Annotated in this window: 14 protein-coding genes; 6 read left to right on the top strand and 8 right to left on the bottom strand. The window is 62.5% G+C overall.

Going from position 1 to position 15,015, the window contains the following annotated elements; translation table 11 throughout:
- Window positions 1-19: 19 nt before the first annotated feature.
- Window positions 20-1,681, top strand: coding sequence for an ATP-binding protein (locus ACFUCV_RS01130; RefSeq protein ID WP_380811100.1), 1,662 nt, complete (start codon window positions 20-22; stop codon window positions 1,679-1,681).
- 21 nt (window positions 1,682-1,702) lie between these two features.
- Here the strand turns inward: ACFUCV_RS01130 and ACFUCV_RS01135 are convergent, their stop codons facing one another.
- Entirely contained in the window at window positions 1,703-2,497 is a 795-nt protein-coding gene (locus ACFUCV_RS01135; RefSeq protein ID WP_380811102.1) for a response regulator transcription factor, read from the bottom strand.
- Between the two features lie 391 nt (window positions 2,498-2,888).
- On the opposite strand from ACFUCV_RS01135, the gene ACFUCV_RS01140 reads away from it, so the two are divergent.
- The 4 genes from ACFUCV_RS01140 (at window position 2,889) to ACFUCV_RS01155 (ending at window position 9,002) form a co-directional block, all read left to right on the top strand.
- A complete protein-coding gene (locus ACFUCV_RS01140) occupies window positions 2,889-3,740 on the top strand; it encodes an alpha/beta fold hydrolase (protein ID WP_380811104.1) in 852 nt (283 codons plus the stop codon).
- Complete coding sequence (locus ACFUCV_RS01145) at window positions 3,737-5,335, top strand: ATP-binding protein (RefSeq protein WP_380811106.1); 1,599 nt, start codon at window positions 3,737-3,739, stop codon at window positions 5,333-5,335. Before ACFUCV_RS01140 ends, ACFUCV_RS01145 begins: the two co-directional genes overlap by 4 nt.
- 128 nt (window positions 5,336-5,463) lie before the next feature.
- On the top strand, window positions 5,464-7,146 hold the full coding sequence (locus tag ACFUCV_RS01150; RefSeq protein ID WP_380811108.1) for an ATP-binding protein: 1,683 nt from the start codon (window positions 5,464-5,466) through the stop codon (window positions 7,144-7,146).
- 188 nt (window positions 7,147-7,334) lie between these two features.
- Window positions 7,335-9,002, top strand: a complete 1,668-nt coding sequence (locus ACFUCV_RS01155; protein WP_380811110.1) for a sensor histidine kinase — start codon at window positions 7,335-7,337, stop codon at window positions 9,000-9,002.
- On the opposite strand, the gene ACFUCV_RS01160 is transcribed toward ACFUCV_RS01155, so the two are convergent.
- From ACFUCV_RS01160 to ACFUCV_RS01180, 5 genes are all read right to left on the bottom strand, one after another.
- Entirely contained in the window at window positions 8,999-10,060 is a 1,062-nt protein-coding gene (locus ACFUCV_RS01160; protein ID WP_380811112.1) for a hypothetical protein, read from the bottom strand. The genes ACFUCV_RS01155 and ACFUCV_RS01160 overlap by 4 nt on opposite strands.
- On the bottom strand, window positions 9,985-10,902 hold the full coding sequence (locus tag ACFUCV_RS01165; RefSeq protein WP_380811114.1) for a hypothetical protein: 918 nt from the start codon (window positions 10,900-10,902) through the stop codon (window positions 9,985-9,987). Before ACFUCV_RS01165 ends, ACFUCV_RS01160 begins: the two co-directional genes overlap by 76 nt.
- Window positions 10,899-11,519 carry a signal peptidase I gene (locus ACFUCV_RS01170; protein WP_380811117.1) on the bottom strand — a complete coding sequence of 207 codons (621 nt, stop codon included), beginning with the start codon at window positions 11,517-11,519 and terminating at the stop codon, window positions 10,899-10,901. The genes ACFUCV_RS01165 and ACFUCV_RS01170 overlap by 4 nt, the downstream gene beginning before the upstream one ends.
- Before the next feature lie 11 nt (window positions 11,520-11,530).
- Window positions 11,531-12,124 (bottom strand): hypothetical protein, encoded by a 594-nt coding sequence (locus ACFUCV_RS01175; RefSeq protein ID WP_380811121.1) that lies wholly within the window; start codon window positions 12,122-12,124, stop codon window positions 11,531-11,533.
- Between the two features lie 75 nt (window positions 12,125-12,199).
- A complete protein-coding gene (locus tag ACFUCV_RS01180; RefSeq protein WP_380811123.1) occupies window positions 12,200-12,763 on the bottom strand; it encodes an alternate-type signal peptide domain-containing protein in 564 nt (187 codons plus the stop codon).
- A 402-nt stretch (window positions 12,764-13,165) separates the two neighbouring features.
- On the opposite strand from ACFUCV_RS01180, the gene ACFUCV_RS01185 reads away from it, so the two are divergent.
- Window positions 13,166-13,534, top strand: a complete 369-nt coding sequence (locus tag ACFUCV_RS01185) for a hypothetical protein (RefSeq protein WP_380811125.1) — start codon at window positions 13,166-13,168, stop codon at window positions 13,532-13,534.
- Window positions 13,535-14,282: 748 nt separating this feature from the next.
- On the opposite strand, the gene ACFUCV_RS01190 is transcribed toward ACFUCV_RS01185, so the two are convergent.
- Window positions 14,283-14,504, bottom strand: coding sequence for a tetratricopeptide repeat protein (locus ACFUCV_RS01190; RefSeq protein ID WP_380811127.1), 222 nt, complete (start codon window positions 14,502-14,504; stop codon window positions 14,283-14,285).
- Window positions 14,470-14,976, bottom strand: a complete 507-nt coding sequence (locus tag ACFUCV_RS01195) for a tetratricopeptide repeat protein (RefSeq protein ID WP_380811129.1) — start codon at window positions 14,974-14,976, stop codon at window positions 14,470-14,472. The genes ACFUCV_RS01190 and ACFUCV_RS01195 overlap by 35 nt, the downstream gene beginning before the upstream one ends.
- Window positions 14,977-15,015 lie beyond the last annotated feature (39 nt).

Here is a 15,015-nt window from a genome sequence, read left to right on the forward strand (position 1 = left end):
CCAGCTAAGGTCATGGCCCATGGATAAACCGCTTCCCAGCACCACAAGGCCAGCAACTTGGCGCCGCTCCTTGATGGGCGGGCTGGTGGGGGCCGAGGGCCGCCACCACCTGTTCGTGCGCCAGCTTCCGCTGGTGGTGGTGATGGCCATTGTCACCGTGCTGATGGCCGCCTTCTACCCGGCCGCGCTGGTGGACCCCTTCTACCTTGGCGGCCTCGCGCTGCTGCTGCTGTCGCTGGTGTTGTCAGCCTTTGTGCCCTGGAGCAGGCTGCCTCCCAAGGCCATGCTGCTGCTGCCCATCATTGACATTCTGGCCGTGGGCGCCGCCCGCGCCGGTGAAGCCGGGCGGGTTGACGTTTTTGGGCTGCTGGTGGTCTTTCCCGCCATTTGGCTGGCCACCGTGGACAAGGAACGCGGTGCCTGGGTGGCCACCGCCGGCATGGCGCTGATCATCATGGCGCCCATTTTTTTCACCGAGATGACGCTCACCCCGCAGGTCTGGACCAAGCTGATCATGCTCCCCGTCACCATTGCGGCGGTGGGGCTGACGGTGAGCACCATTACCCTGCGCCTGGAGGCCTCGGCGCAGGAGAACCGGCAGCAGCGCGAGCTGCTGCACTCCATCCTGCAGGCCGTTGATGTGGGGGTGGTGGCCCTGGACACCGGGGGGCGGATCATTGTCAGCAACGACGACGAACTGGCCGCCCGCGCCCGCGCCGCCGCCACCGCCCTGGGCGGATCCGGCTCCTCGGCGGCCGCGGCGGCAGCCATGGCCCAAACCCCCATTTTTGAGCCGGACGGCAAAACCGCCATCCCCTTTGACAGGCGCCCGCTGGTGCGTGCGGTGCGTGGTGAATATGTGCGCAACTACTTGTTTTGGGACCGGCGGGCGGGCGCCAGGGTGGCCCGCTACGCCACATCCGGGCCGGTGCATGACGATTCCGGCGAAGTGGTGGGGTGCGTGCTGGCCTTTTCCGACGTGACACCGCTGATGAAGGCCGCTGCCGCGCAGTCGGCGTTTGTGGCGGCCGTTTCCCATGAGCTGCGGACCCCGCTGACGGCGATCCTGGGCTATACGGATCTTTTGCGTGAACGCCTGGAGGACGACGGCGGCCCGCCGGCGCCCGAGCTGGCAGTGATAGAACGCGGGGCCCACCGCCTGCGCGTCATTGTGGAGGACCTGCTGACGGCGGCCTCCTCGGATATGAGCATGACACCGGTGCGGCTGGATTTGGCGGAGGCCATCCATTCGGCCATGGTTTCCCTCCAGCCGGTGGCCCAGGCCGCGCAGATCACCTTGGAACAACACACCCCCGCTGCGGTCCCGGCGCTGGTGGATCCTGAACGCATTGGCCAGCTGCTGGACAATCTGCTCTCCAATGCCATCAAGTACAGTCCCGCAGGCACCACCGTGGTTGTGGGGGCTTGGATTGATGCCGCTGCCAAGCAGCTGGTGGTTGAGGTCCGGGACCAGGGCCGCGGCATCACGGCCGAGGATGCGGCGCTGGTCTTTGACCCGTTTTACCGCAGTCAAAGCGCCCGGGAATCGGCGATCCCCGGAGCCGGCCTGGGTCTAAGCGTCGCCAAATCCATTGCCGAACGCCATGGCGGTTCACTGCGGCTGCACAGCACCGAAGGTGTGGGAACCACCGCGGAACTGCGCCTGCCCGCACCAGACTAAGCTGCCCAGACAGGCGGGGAACTACGCGGCCAGCCGGTAGCCCACGCCGCGGACCGTCTTGATCCAGCGCGGATTGCGCGGATCATCGCCAAGCTTGCGGCGCAGGTTGGCCATGTGCACCTCAATGGTGCGCTCGTCGGAGTCGCTGATGTAGCCACCGGTGTCATATTCATCCCCCCGCAGCCGGCGGACCAGGTCCGCTTTGGTGCGGACCATGTTTCCGCTTTGCAGCAGGGCCTGGAGCAGATCAAATTCGGTGCGGGTCAATTCCAGTTCCCCGGATTCCAGGGAAACGGTGCGCGCCTGCCGGTTCAGTGCCAGTCCATTGTGCACCAGGGTGTCCCCGGCTGGTGACACCGGAGCTTCCGGCCCAGCGTCCGGGGCGGGTGCGCTGGCCGGAGCCGGCTGCGCCGCAGGGGCTTCCTGGGCGGCGGGGGCGCCGACAATGTGCGGGCGGCGCAGCATGGCACTGACCCGCGCCCGCAGCTCGCGCGGGCGGAAGGGTTTGGTCAGGTAGTCGTCGGCGCCGGATTCCAGGCCCAGGAGCGTGTCCAGCTCCTCGGCGCGGGCGGTGAGCATGATGATGTAGCTGTCACTGAAGAGCCGGATGCGCCGGGCCACCTCAAAGCCGTCAATGTCCGGCAGGCCCAGGTCCAGTGTGATGATGACCGGCTGGTGGCGGCGGACAGCCTCGACCCCGTCGGCTCCGTTGGACACGGCATGGACCTCGAAGCCCGACTGCCCCAAGACCATGACAATCAATTCCCGAATGTCCTGATCGTCCTCGATCACCACGGCTACGCGCGACTGTTCCATTTCCGCCACTCCAGTTTCCCCAATTCAATGTATTTTCCGAGACCCGCAGCACAACGGCCTTAAAACTCCCCTGCCGGTGCCTTTTGAAGTATAAGGGTTGCCGGTGGGAAAACCCGGGAAGTCCGTGCCCCCGTGCCCGTGCGTTGGCCACGGCTACCAGCACAGGCACAGACCGGGAACCGCCTGGCTCCACTGCCGGCAGCCACTCCCCGCTGCCCGGCCACCACCTTTTGGACAGTCACCGGCCACGCAATGTTTCGCCCGGGAATTCGCGCAGTTTTTGGCCGGTAAGCTGGGGGCGTTCTTTCGTACCTTTCGGATGTTGTCTGCACGCCCACCACGTGGAGCGCAAAAGAGCACATCCACACTCCAATCCGACAGGTGGATTATCATGACTGACGTCTTCACCCGCAACAACATCCGCATCCTGGGCCAGGATGACGCACCGGTGGTGATGTTCGCCCACGGATTCGGCGGGGACCGTGAAGTCTGGGAGAAGATGCTGCCGCGGTTCACACAGAACCACCGGGTGGTCCTCTTTGATCACGTGGGCGCTGGCGGGTCGGACCCTGACGCCTACGATTCAGTCAAATACGCCACCTTGGACGGGTACGCAGGAGATGTGCTGGAGATCTGCACGGCCTTGGATCTGCATGATGTCACCCTGGTGGCCCACAGCGTCAGCGGCATGATGGCCATCGCCGCCGCCGCCAGTGATCCCGGGCGGTTGGGCCGGCTGGTGCTGCTGGCGTCCTCACCCAGCTACATGGACTACCCCGAAGACGGCTACATTGGCGGATTCACCGCCGAGGACCTGGACGGGCTGCTGGCCTCCCTCGACGCCAATTACCTGGTGTGGGCCTCCACCATGGCCCCGGCCATCATGGGCACACCCGACCACCCCGAAAACGCCGCCGCCCTTGAAGCCAGCTTCCACCGCGTGAACCCCATGGTGGCGCGGGAATTCTCCCGCATCGCCTTCCTTTCCGATGTCCGCCACCTGCTCAAGGACGTCGCCGTCCCCACCCTGATCCTGCAATGCACCGACGACCTGCTGGCTCCCGTGCACATTGGGCGGTACCTGCAGGAGAACCTGAGCCACAGCACCCTGGTCCAGCTCACCGCCACCGGCCACTGCCCGCATGTGAGCTCACCGGATGAAAGCGCCGACGCCATTGTGAACTACCTGAACACCAATCCGGCCCAGCCGCTGGAACCGGAACGCAGCGCCGCCATTCAATGACCACCCCACTTGGGCAGGACGGTTTCCCCACCGACTTCGAAGCACTGTTTCACCAGGCCCCGGCCGGCTACGTCATCACCGGCATCGAAGGGACCATCCTGGAGGTCAATGACACCTTCCTGAGCTGGTCGGGCCTGGAGCGGGACGCGGTGCAGGGCAGCAACTTCCTCAAGCTCTTCCCCGTGGGCGACAGGATCATGTACGCCACCCATGCCCTGCCGCAACTGGCCACCACCGGGGCGCTTAGTGAATTGGTGGCGGACATCATTGGCAGCGGCGGCCAACGGCACCCCGCCATGCTTTCGGCCACCCGCTCCCCAGCCGCACCGGGCCGGCAGGCAGTGGACAGGATTGTGGTGTTCAGCGCCCCGCGGCGCCGCAGCTACGAAAGCGAGCTGGAGGCTGCCCTGCGCAAGGCCGAAGAGGCCGAACTTGCCAGGATCCGGGCCGAGGCCCTCACCGCCGCCCACCGGGAGGCGCTGGCCCAAAAGGACCAGGACCTGCGGGCCTCGCTGCAGCAGAGCCGGACAAACGAGGCTCTGCTCAACGCCATTTTGGACACTGTGGACGTGGGCATTGCCGTGGTGGATGCCCAGGGCAACAGGGTCATTAAGAACACCCGCTACCAGTACGATCTGGAACATGCCACTGCCCGGGAAAACGGCGAAGGGCCCGACTCCGGCATGCTCCTTTACGGTCCCGACCACGCCACCGCCGTGCCCCGCAAGGACCTTCCACTGTGGCGTGCGGCGCAGGGCGAATCGTTTTCGGAACAGATCTTCTGGGTGGGAACGGCCGAGGATCGGCGGGCACTGAGCTTTTCGGCCCGGCCCATCCCCGACGGCGGCTTCGCCGGCTCGGTGCTGGCCTTCACCGACGTGACCCGGCTGACCAATGCGGTGTCCGCGCAAACGGACTTCGTCGCCAACGTCTCCCATGAACTGCGCACTCCGCTGACCTCCATCATTGGCTACCTTGAGCTGATCCTGGATGAACCGGAGCTGCCCGCGCACGTCACCGCCTCCTTGACAGTGGTCATGCGCAATTCCGAACGCCTCCTGCAGCTGGTCGGCGACCTCCTCTCCACCGCCACCGCCAACAGCCCGGTGACGCCGGAACCCACGGAACTTGGTGAACTCATCCGGGCCCGCATCACCTCCGCGAAGCTGCGGGCGGAACTCAATGGCGTCGCCATCACGGCCACGCTTCCGCCCGTCATGAGCGCAGCTGTGGATCCCCTGCGGATTGGCCAGGTCTTTGACAACCTCCTCTCCAACGCCATCAAGTACTCCCCCGACGGCGGACAGGTCACCGTCAGCGCCCGGTGCACCGTGGAAAACATCATCATTGAGATCGCCGACACCGGCATTGGCATGAAACCCGATGAGGTCCAGAACGCATTCAGCAAGTTCTTCCGCTCCGGGGCAGTGCTCAAGGCAGCCATCCCCGGGGCGGGACTGGGCCTGGCCATCACCAAGAGCATTGTCAAAGCCCATCAAGGCACCATCACCCTGGCCAGCGATTACGGCCACGGCACCACTGTCACCCTCACCCTGCCCCGCCTGGCCGAAGAGCCCCAAAGCCCCCGGCCCTAGGCTCCGGGACGCACGCCCAGGGCCGTAACCTGCAGCCCGGCGAAGCCGTCGGGGGCCAGCCAGTGTGGCATTATCGTTAGGTATTGGCCCCGTGCCTCCCGATTGACCGCACCAAGGTTGGAATTAATTTGCCGCAGTCCACAACAGCCAGTTTGGTTCGCCGTCATTTTCACCAGCGTTCCCTGCGCGTGCGGGTCATCCTGACCCAAACGCCCTTGAGCCTGACGGTCCTGCTGGTCATGGCACATGCTGCGGTCCTGTATCCACAGGCTTACGCGAATCCAAGCTTTGTCCTGAGCCTGTGGCTGCACGCCGGGATCCTCGCACTGTGCTTTGTGATCCCCTGGGACAGGATCCCCTACCCGAGCTTTTTGGTCATTCCGTACCTGGACTTCGTCGCCATTGGGTTCACCCGTGAAGGAACACTGAGCTACGCCACGGGCGCCGGATTGATGGTGTTGTTCCCCGTGTTCTGGCTCTCGGCGTCCGGGCTGGCCCGGAAAACGGCTGTGGTGTCCAGCGGGCTGGGCACCTTGCTGATTTCCTGGACTCCGGTGTTCCTTGACCCGGCGCCGGCAACGGTGGAGCAGCTGGCCCTGCCGGTGCTCTTCCCCTTCATGGTGACGGCCTTTGCCTTTGCTGTGGTGACCATGACCTCCAGCATGGACAACCAGCGTCTGGATGTGGAGGCCAAGGATGCCCAGTTGCGCTCCGCGCTCAGCGCCAGCCGCCAGCGGGAAAAGCTGCTGTCCACCATTTTGGACACCGTGCCGGTGGGTCTGGTGGTGGTCGATGCCCAGGGCGGTGACAGCTTGATGAATTCCACCCAGCAGGCAACGCATGCCCTCGGCATTCCGGAGGATGTGGCGGATCCGGCCGAACATGAACTGCTGGTTTTTCACATGGACAAGACCACCCCCATGGCCAGTGAGGACCGCCCCGTGCGCCGGGCGGTCAAGGGTGAATCCTTCAACAACTCCAACATCTGGATTGGTTCCGGGAACAAGGCCCGGGCCTTTTCCACCACGGCCCGCACCATGAAGGATGAGGAAGGCAATTACGACGGCGCCGTCATCGCCTTCCACGACATCACCGAGATGACCGCGGCCATGGCCGCCAAGGACGATTTCATTGCCAACGTCTCCCACGAATTCCGCACCCCGCTGACATCCATTCTGGGGTATTCAAGCCTGATCCTGGAGGATGCGGACGCGCTGCCCCCCGGCGTGGACAAGTCGCTGGCCATCATTGAGCGCAATGCCGAGAGGCTGCTGGGGCTGGTCAATGACCTGCTGGACACCAAAACCATGGAAGTCCATCCGGCCCCCGCGGATTTTTCCCAGCTGGTGGCCCACAGTGTGGCGGCCGCCTCCCCCGCCGCGGCCCGCAACGCCGTTACCTTGCACACGCAGCTGCCCGGTCCCCTGCCGGCCCGCATCGACGCCGGCCGCATCAGCCAAGTGCTGGATAATCTGGTGTCCAACGCCATTAAATACTCCCCCGACGGCGGCCCGGTGACGGTGCGGGCGTGGACCGAGGGCGCCGATGTGCTGTGCGAGGTGCAGGACAGCGGCCTGGGCATGAGCAGCACCGAGCAGGCAAAGGCCTTCACCCGCTTTTTCCGTGCCGACCAGGTCCTTACCCGCCCCATCCCGGGGCTGGGGCTGGGGCTGTTGATCACCAAGTGGATAGTGGAAAAACACGGTGGCCGCATCACCTTGGACAGCACTGCCGGAGTGGGTACCACGGTACGGTTTGTCCTTCCCCAGGCGGTGCTGGACACCTCGGCGCCCGGCGCGGACCGGCAGTGAAGCACCTCCGAACTTTAGCGGGCGCGTGTTGAGCCAGCTTTTTTGGTTTCCATAACAATGTGGCAGGATCGTAAACGGCGGCATTTTCCTTCCCTCAACGGTGACCACTACTGAAAACCACGCCGCACCCGTGGCCCACGGTGGGAACACCTTGGCTTTGAAAAAAATGTTTAGCAACGGAAGCCATTTTGAGCGAAATCTTAGTCAAGCAATTTGCTGACAGCACCTTTTATCAGCGGTCCCAGCGCACCCAGGTCACGTTGTTTCAACTTCCGCTGTTTGTGACAGTGACAACGGCTGTGCTGCTGATTGCAGTGCTTGAGCCGGTGCTGCTGGCGGATCCGTTGTTGATTGCCAGTTTGGTGATGAATATGGCACTGTTCGCAGCCTGTCTTCTCATTCCCTGGGGAAGGTTCCACCCCGCCTGGCGGCTGGGCATTCCATACCTGGATTTTATGGTCGTGGCACTCTTTCGTGAAGGCGGGATCGCGCTGTTCCCGGCTGCTGGCACGCTGGTGCTCTTCCCCATTTTTTGGGTGTGCGGCTCCGGATATGCACCCAAATTGGCTGTGGCCTGTGGCACCCTGGTGAGCCTGTTCATGGTCTCCGCTCCCCAACTCCATGCCTCCCAGCTGTCGGTGTCGGCACTGGTGGGGACCTTGCTGTTTCCCTTCATGATGCTGTGCTTCGGCACCGCCGTGGTGGTGTTGACCAGGAGTCTGGACCACAACCGCATCACCATGGAAGCCAAGGACGCCCTGCTGCAGGACGCTTTGGCTCAAAGCCAGGAGCGGGAGGGGCTGCTGGAGACCATCCTGGACACGGTGGGCGTCGGCGTGGTCGCGGTGGATGCCGAGGGCAACGAGCTGGTGGTCAATGCCGCCCAGGAGGCCCAACATGAAGTGGCCGGCCCGGCAAACATCATGAATCCACAGGAAAATGAGTTGTTGCTGTTCGGTCCCGACCAGCTTCCCCTCAGCGCTGACGGGCGCCCCGTTCGCCGGGCGCTGCTGGGCGAAACCTTCACCGACTACCGCATCCGCGCCGGTTCCGGGCCGGATGCAAAGGTCCTCTCAACCACCGCCAGGACCATACGCCGGGCAGATGGCGGCCGCGGCGGCGCGGTCATTGCCTTCCATGACGTCACAGACATGGTCAGCGCCTTGGCCGCCAAAGACGATTTTGTGGCCAATGTATCCCATGAGTTCCGCACCCCCTTGACAGCCATCCAGTCCTATCTTGCCTTGGCGTTGGAGACTCCGGGACTGCACCCGCAGGAAGTGATGCGGTATTTGACCATTGCTGACAGGAACGCCGACCGCCTGGGTGTGCTGGTCTCCGATCTGCTCACCTCCGCCAGCATGACTTTAAAGCGTGCCCCCCACAACATTTCCCAGCTGCTGCAGGACAGCCTGGCTTCAGTGGCACCTGCCGCGGAGGCCAATGGTGTCATCGTGGATTGGCAGTGTGAGGACCAGCTCATGGCAAGGATTGACGGCGTCCGGCTCGGTCAGGTGTTGGACAACTTGATCTCCAATGCCGTGAAATACTCGCCCGACGGCGGGACCCTGACAGTGCGTGCCTGGGCCGACGGCACCGATCTGCGCTGTCAGGTGAGCGACACCGGCCTGGGCATGAGTGTCTCCGAGCAGGCCGGCCTGTTCCAAAAATTTTACCGCGCCGGCACCGCCCGGGGCCGTGGCATCCCCGGCATTGGGCTGGGGCTGATGATTTCCAAGACCATCATTGACAACCACGGCGGCAAGATCGCGGTAAAGAGTGAGAAAGGTGCGGGAACCACCATGAGCTTTGTGATTCCCGCCTGCGTGGTCGGCATGAGCCTTACGGCGAACTAACTTATGGAGAATTCGTAGCCGAAGTAGCGGACGTACTTGTACACCGGATCGCCCACCAGATCCCCCACCATCGGCTGTATCCGCAGTTTATACACACCATAGTAGGGAGCCGTCGGCATCGGGTTATTCCATGCATCCCGGGCTTTCACTGGAAAGGAAAACGATCCGTTTAGCGCAGTAGTGGTGAATTCGGCACCGTAGCTGGAGTTTTCTGCCTTGATGCTGACCCTGTAGCTGGCATCTTTGGCCGCGGAAGACCAACTGAGCTTTAGAACATTTCCGGCCGTTGTTCCACCCAAGGGTTCTCCATTGACCGAGATATTACCCAGCGGAGATTTTCCCTGCGGATCCGCGTAGTCGCAGTTCGAATAGTACTCAAGATGATTGACTGTTTTGTAGATGGCATCACCGGCAACGGTGCCTTGCATAGGTTGAATCCGAAGGACATAGGCGCCATATGCGGCTTGGGTCTTGGCCATTGTGAAAGTGGCCGTCTTTCCAGTCACCCGTATTGACTGCGGAGCGGGATAGTTGGTGTTGCTGGCACTCAAGGACACGATGTAGCGCGAGGCGTCCCCCGCCCAGGAAATTGTATAGTCCTTGTCATTAGGGGCCCTGCTGCATGTGACGCTTCCCGGATTCATAAGCGAGGGACGCGCTGCAATCACCGGGTTCACCACAATGTTCCCGGCCTGCCCAACCGGCGGGGCGGTGGTCGGAGCCGGGGTGGTCGGCACAGTGGTCGGGACCGGCGCCGTGGTGGGGGGCGGCGCAGCGGTCGTCGGTGCCGCTCCGGCCGTGATGCCAATGGTCACCTTGGCGCTTTGGCTCCAATTGGCCACAGCTATGCCGCCAACACCCAGGATCACAATCACAACAAAGGCAACGGCAGCCACGGTGAAGCCCGGCAGTTTGCGCAAGCCGCGGCCATGTCCCGTTGCCGGGTTCCCGGTCTGGCCGCGCTCCTGCGGCGCTTGGTCACTCATGAATTCCTTTTCCGTCTCCTGAATGACATCGCCATGTACGCGCCGGCACTCAAAAATGCGATCCACGGCCATGGGCTGCGGATATTGGCTACAACATTACTTTGTTCCGTGGTGTTCCAGAGCCAGCTTCTCCAGGCAGACCTTGGGGACTGCGGCACTGGATCCACGCCGTCCTCGTTGACGGGAAGGAATGCCGCATCGGCTCCGGCCAAGGCGCTGCCACCGGTCAAAAGTTGGGTTGAGGATCCTGCCGCCTGGGCGGTTCCACCGGGCAGGGGCACTGTGCCCACCGCAACATTGTCGGCCGGAACTGCGGGCAGGGCTGTGCCGGGCAATGTTGTGGGTGCGCCGGCGCACGGTGAAATGTGTGTGCCTCCCCCGATCCCCTGCAACACAAACACCAGGCCAAAGGTGGATGCCTGGTTTCTTGTGGCATTGGGGGCCTGAAGTGCAAGTCCCATGTCCAGCTCCAATTGCAGGGCTTCACCCCCGGCCATGGTCCAGCCCTGGAGCACAGGCTCGCAGGCGCCGGCGGCAGGGAAGGCGCTGGCGTTTGCGCTGCCGCGGCCGGAGGACACGTGGAGGTTGAGATAGGCCGGCAATGCGGATCCGAAAGCCGTGTCCGGGTTCACGATTCCCAGGGAAAACTGTGCGGCATCGGCACTGGCGTTGCGCACCCAGATGGTCCCTGTACGTGATTCGCCCGGCACATAGCCGCCGGTGTTCGCGAAGATGTCCTGGACCGTTCCCGGGGAGTAGTTCACACCGTCATGGCTGAGCTCCAGCGCGATCTTTTGGCCATCGGCGGCAAGGGCCGGTGGGGCCAGCAGCATCGCAAGGGCCATTGTTCCAGTTGTTGCGGCAACTGCCAGCGGCGCCCGGTGTCCCGTGGCGCGGCGGCTCTTCGTTGTCACAGGCTGTGCCGTGCTGACTGCTGCGGGCGCTTCTTCTCCAGCGCGCCCCTGACCATGCTCAAGGCGCCGAATCCGAAGAAGGCAATGGCAATGATGGGAAGGATCAGGTCCCTGTCCTGGCCCACGGCGTTGGCCACAAAACCAACGAACGGCACCGCGTAGAACAGTTTGCCTTTGACCTGTGCCGCCTGCACGGGGTTGGGGTCTTCGAGGGTGTTGTTGTCGCCCTTGGTGGTCAGGATCCGCTCACCGCTTTGGGTGGCTCCGATGGAGGAAATGCGGTGGGTGATGACGCCGGGCTTTCCAGACTCAATTTGGTAGGTGATGATGTCGCCCACCTGAAGTTCGGCAAAGGGGGTGGGCTTGACCACCATGAACGTTCCGGGGGCGTATTTGGGTGCCATGGAACTGGTCAGCACCGTGTAGGTCTGCGCACCGGTGGCCATCGGAACAATAATCATCACCAAAGCTATGAGGCCTGCAATCAGCAATGCCAGGTATGCCAGCCCGCGGCCCATCATGCGCACTACGGATACTTTTTCGGTCTGCCGTGACGCCACTGCCGTCTCCTCGTTGGAGAAGCTGTTTGAGGCCTTTTCCGAAGTGATGACAGACATGGCGTTCCTTCTTAGATCTGGGTGACTGTGACGGGGACGGCGACGGTGGCGGTTTGTCCGCTCAGAGCGGCCGGCATGTTGGCAGCCAGGGTGACCTGGAAGCAAAACGCACCTGTGCCGGCCTTGGGAATGTTGATCTCTGCGGTTCCGGAGCTGGCCGGGCTGGCATTGAATGTTGCGGCATTGCATTGCGCCAACGTCTGCGCTGCAACCACCTTAAGTTCGAGGTACTGCGCCAATTGCGAGCCGGCACCGTTGGTGATGATGGGGGCGGCAGTGGTGGCCAGGACTGTGAAGTCTCCACCGGCATCGGTTTTATTACCCAGTTGCACACCCGCATAGGTGCTTTGTCCCGGTATGACGTTTCCAATGGGCGAGGTGCTCAGCGACAGTGTCGCGGCGGTTCCATCCGTCAAGGTCATGTTGGTGTCGCGCTGGGAGCCAATGTCTGTGAGGCTGACCCGGAAATCCGCGGATTGCACGGTTCCCGCATTGGCACCGACAGATTTGTTCCAGACGGCGTAGCTTCCCTGGACAGCGAGCAGGCCCAGCACCACTGCAATCAGCACAAGGCCGGTGGCCTTCAATGCCCGAGTGCTTTTCATGGCTGCTTCCGTCAGGAGGGGGTGTGATGTGCCGGGCAAGCCCGGCACATCACGGGGGTCTACATTAGTACGGTATTACTTGGCGGGAGTCGTGGCCACCGGAAGGGCGTTGCTGCCGGCGGGTGCCTGCTGGATGAGCGTGTAGCCAACTGAACTGAAATCATACTCGGCGCCGACGGAGTTGCGGCCCGTGGTGCCTTCCTTGAAGGAGAATGTGGTGGTGGCGGTGACGGTGCCGGAGTCGGCAGCAGTCAATCCCTTGTCCTTGGAAACCACAGCGCCCGCAGCGTTGGTCAGGGTCGTCGTGGAGTCCACGGCGTTGGCATCGAAGCCCTTGTCGGCGCCGGCACCGGTGACTGCAAGCTTGGCAACCATCAGGTCACCGGTCAAGGTCACGGTGAGGGGCTGCTTGTAGGTCAGGGTGTCACCGGGGACAACCTTGTAGGTTGAAACGTTGACCACGGTGCCGGAGGCGTTCGTCCACACGCCGGCACCGGCATCCAGGTTCAAATCACCGGCAACAACCTTGCCCATGGATGCATTGTCAGCTGCATTCCAGGTTGCCAGCGTTCCGCCGCCACCTACCAGCAGTACTACGCCAACACCGGTTGCAATTGCGCCTTTGACCATCTTGTTCATTGTGAGACCCCTTGTTACATGTTCTTCTCAGTAGGTGTTCCTGCTGATGGGTATAACAATGCCGCGTCCAACTCAAGAAACAGCACGGGTTTTCAGGAAGGTTCCGCGAAGATCAACTCAAGAAACTTTGGACTTTCTTCAAGCTCAAGGTTTCCTCAAGAATGCCCGCAGCCAGCTTGGGAAACTGTCCGTTTGGACAGCCTATTTGCGCCTCCATGGCCGCCGCTTGATCCAAAGGGGCAATCCAGTGGCCTGGGTCAAAGAGCTAGCTCAAGTTTGCATCTAGTTAGCCGCAGGACCCCAAAAAAACCCGCCAATCCCGCCCAATACAAGCCATATTGTTAAACCCTGTCACGGAAACTTCTGGGATACCGGATCGACGCGGAAGCAGGTGTTAACTTTTTGAGCATTACCAAAGTGCCGCTGGTGTCCTCAGAGACTCTGCAGGTGTTGGAAGAGTCCCTTAACGGGGAATTGGGGCTGTGCCGTAACTTTGTTTCCCGTTTCATTGACATGTGGCCCGGCCGCTTTGAGCGCATCCATGAGGCCATTACAACTGCACACCAGGAAGACGCCATGGATGCTGCCCTGAGCCTGCGCAGCTCCAGCATGATGGTGGGTGGTGCCCGCCTGGGCGCCATGGCCACTGACATCATTGCCCTTCTGGAATATGAGGCCTACGCCCAGGCAGCCACGAAATTGGCAACCTTGCAGCGCTGCGGCAACCAAACCACCCGCCAACTCAAGGCTTGCTACGTCAACGCAGCTTGAAAATATGGGCAGTTCACCGCCGGCGGTCCAAACCGTTGATCCGCCGCTGCGGTTGCAGGTCTTGCAGCCGCGACTTCCTGACCTGCCCCACGGGGGAGAACTGGAGAGGGTAATCCCCAGCGGGATGTTCCCTTCACGGGCCGCCTGCAGCCAGGCCCGCACCGCATGTTGGCCCAGCCGGGAATCGAGCACTACACCCACTTCAGTGCATCCTTCGGGAATCAGCAAGGGTGGAATGTCCACGGCCGCTGTTGGTGCCTGGCCAACAGGCTGGCGGCGCCTGCAGATTAACGGTTGCGGGAACCTCCCGGACGGGTGGAGTCACCGAAAACTTCACTATCTAAAGGTTCCCGCCTCACACGTTGATGCCATTGCACCCTTGACGGAAGGGTCCTGCACTCGGGCATTTATTCAAGGCCCCGCCACCCACGGGACGGGATCCTGAACCCCACGCGGGGCCCTTCACCTTGATTGGGAACATCTGCCGTCAAAGGTCCTTGGCGAACATTGCCCAAGGAGAGCGGCAACCCCAGTTGCAGCCTTTTAGTTACGGACGGCCCATTGTTGTGGCCGCAACGGCAATCCTCCAACTCATCCCCCGGCCCGCCCCGTAGCCATCACCCACTTGCCGGCTGGGTAGAGGACCTGTCCAGCCCTCGGGAAGACAGGCCCTCGTGCGGTCTTCAACTCCACGGCAGCTGCAGGAGCCGGAGTGCATATCAGCAAAAGCGGAACCCATGGTTGGCAGCTAATGGGCCCGGGATGGTTGAGCCATTCGTCCAGGAACCTCCACCGGGCATCGGCGGCCGGTGCCCGGTGCCCGGTGCTGCAAAAGTTCAACGGAGTAGGCGGATGCAGCGCGCCCGTAGAGCGGCAAAGTGGATGCGAGCGCTTTGAGTGCGACGCGCAAGGCCTCGTCGTTGCGGCCGCAGTCCCTAAAGTGCCAAGGCGAGGAAGCCCTGCGCAGCATTGCCTCTCAGGCCATCATTCAGGTGGCCATCCAGAAGTTCCACTGTTTCTGTCCGCTCCACGATGTTAGGCAGGGAATTGGCAGGCTGGATGATCCGTGGGGGCCTGGGCCCCTCAAGGCCGTGGTCAGGGGCTGCCGTGTGGAGGGGAACGGCCTGGTCCGGGTGCTCGGCAACAAGAACTTCCATTGCGCAGAGCATCTCTTCAGCTTGAGTGTCATCGGGAGGGGTGAAGAACGAATCACTGCATGCATCCCATGAAGCAATCATCCTGCCAACGCCCCACGACGGCCAGGCATAAGCCCGTGAGGGAAAACTGCTTTGGGGGCCCGGGGTATTGCTCCGTCCCCTCAGGTTGATCCGGTCATTGCCCCCACGTGCCAACGCCAGCAGTTTCGCTGCTCGGCCCACCGGGCGGCACCGCAAACGGACAGGCAAGTGCTGCCAGCTGGCCAGCACAGCAGCCGGCATCATTTTTTTGCCAAATCATCGCTCTATTTTTGCTCAACAAAT

The sequence above is a fragment of the Specibacter sp. NPDC057265 genome (assembly GCF_042668835.1).
Lineage (GTDB): Bacteria > Actinomycetota > Actinomycetes > Actinomycetales > Micrococcaceae > Specibacter.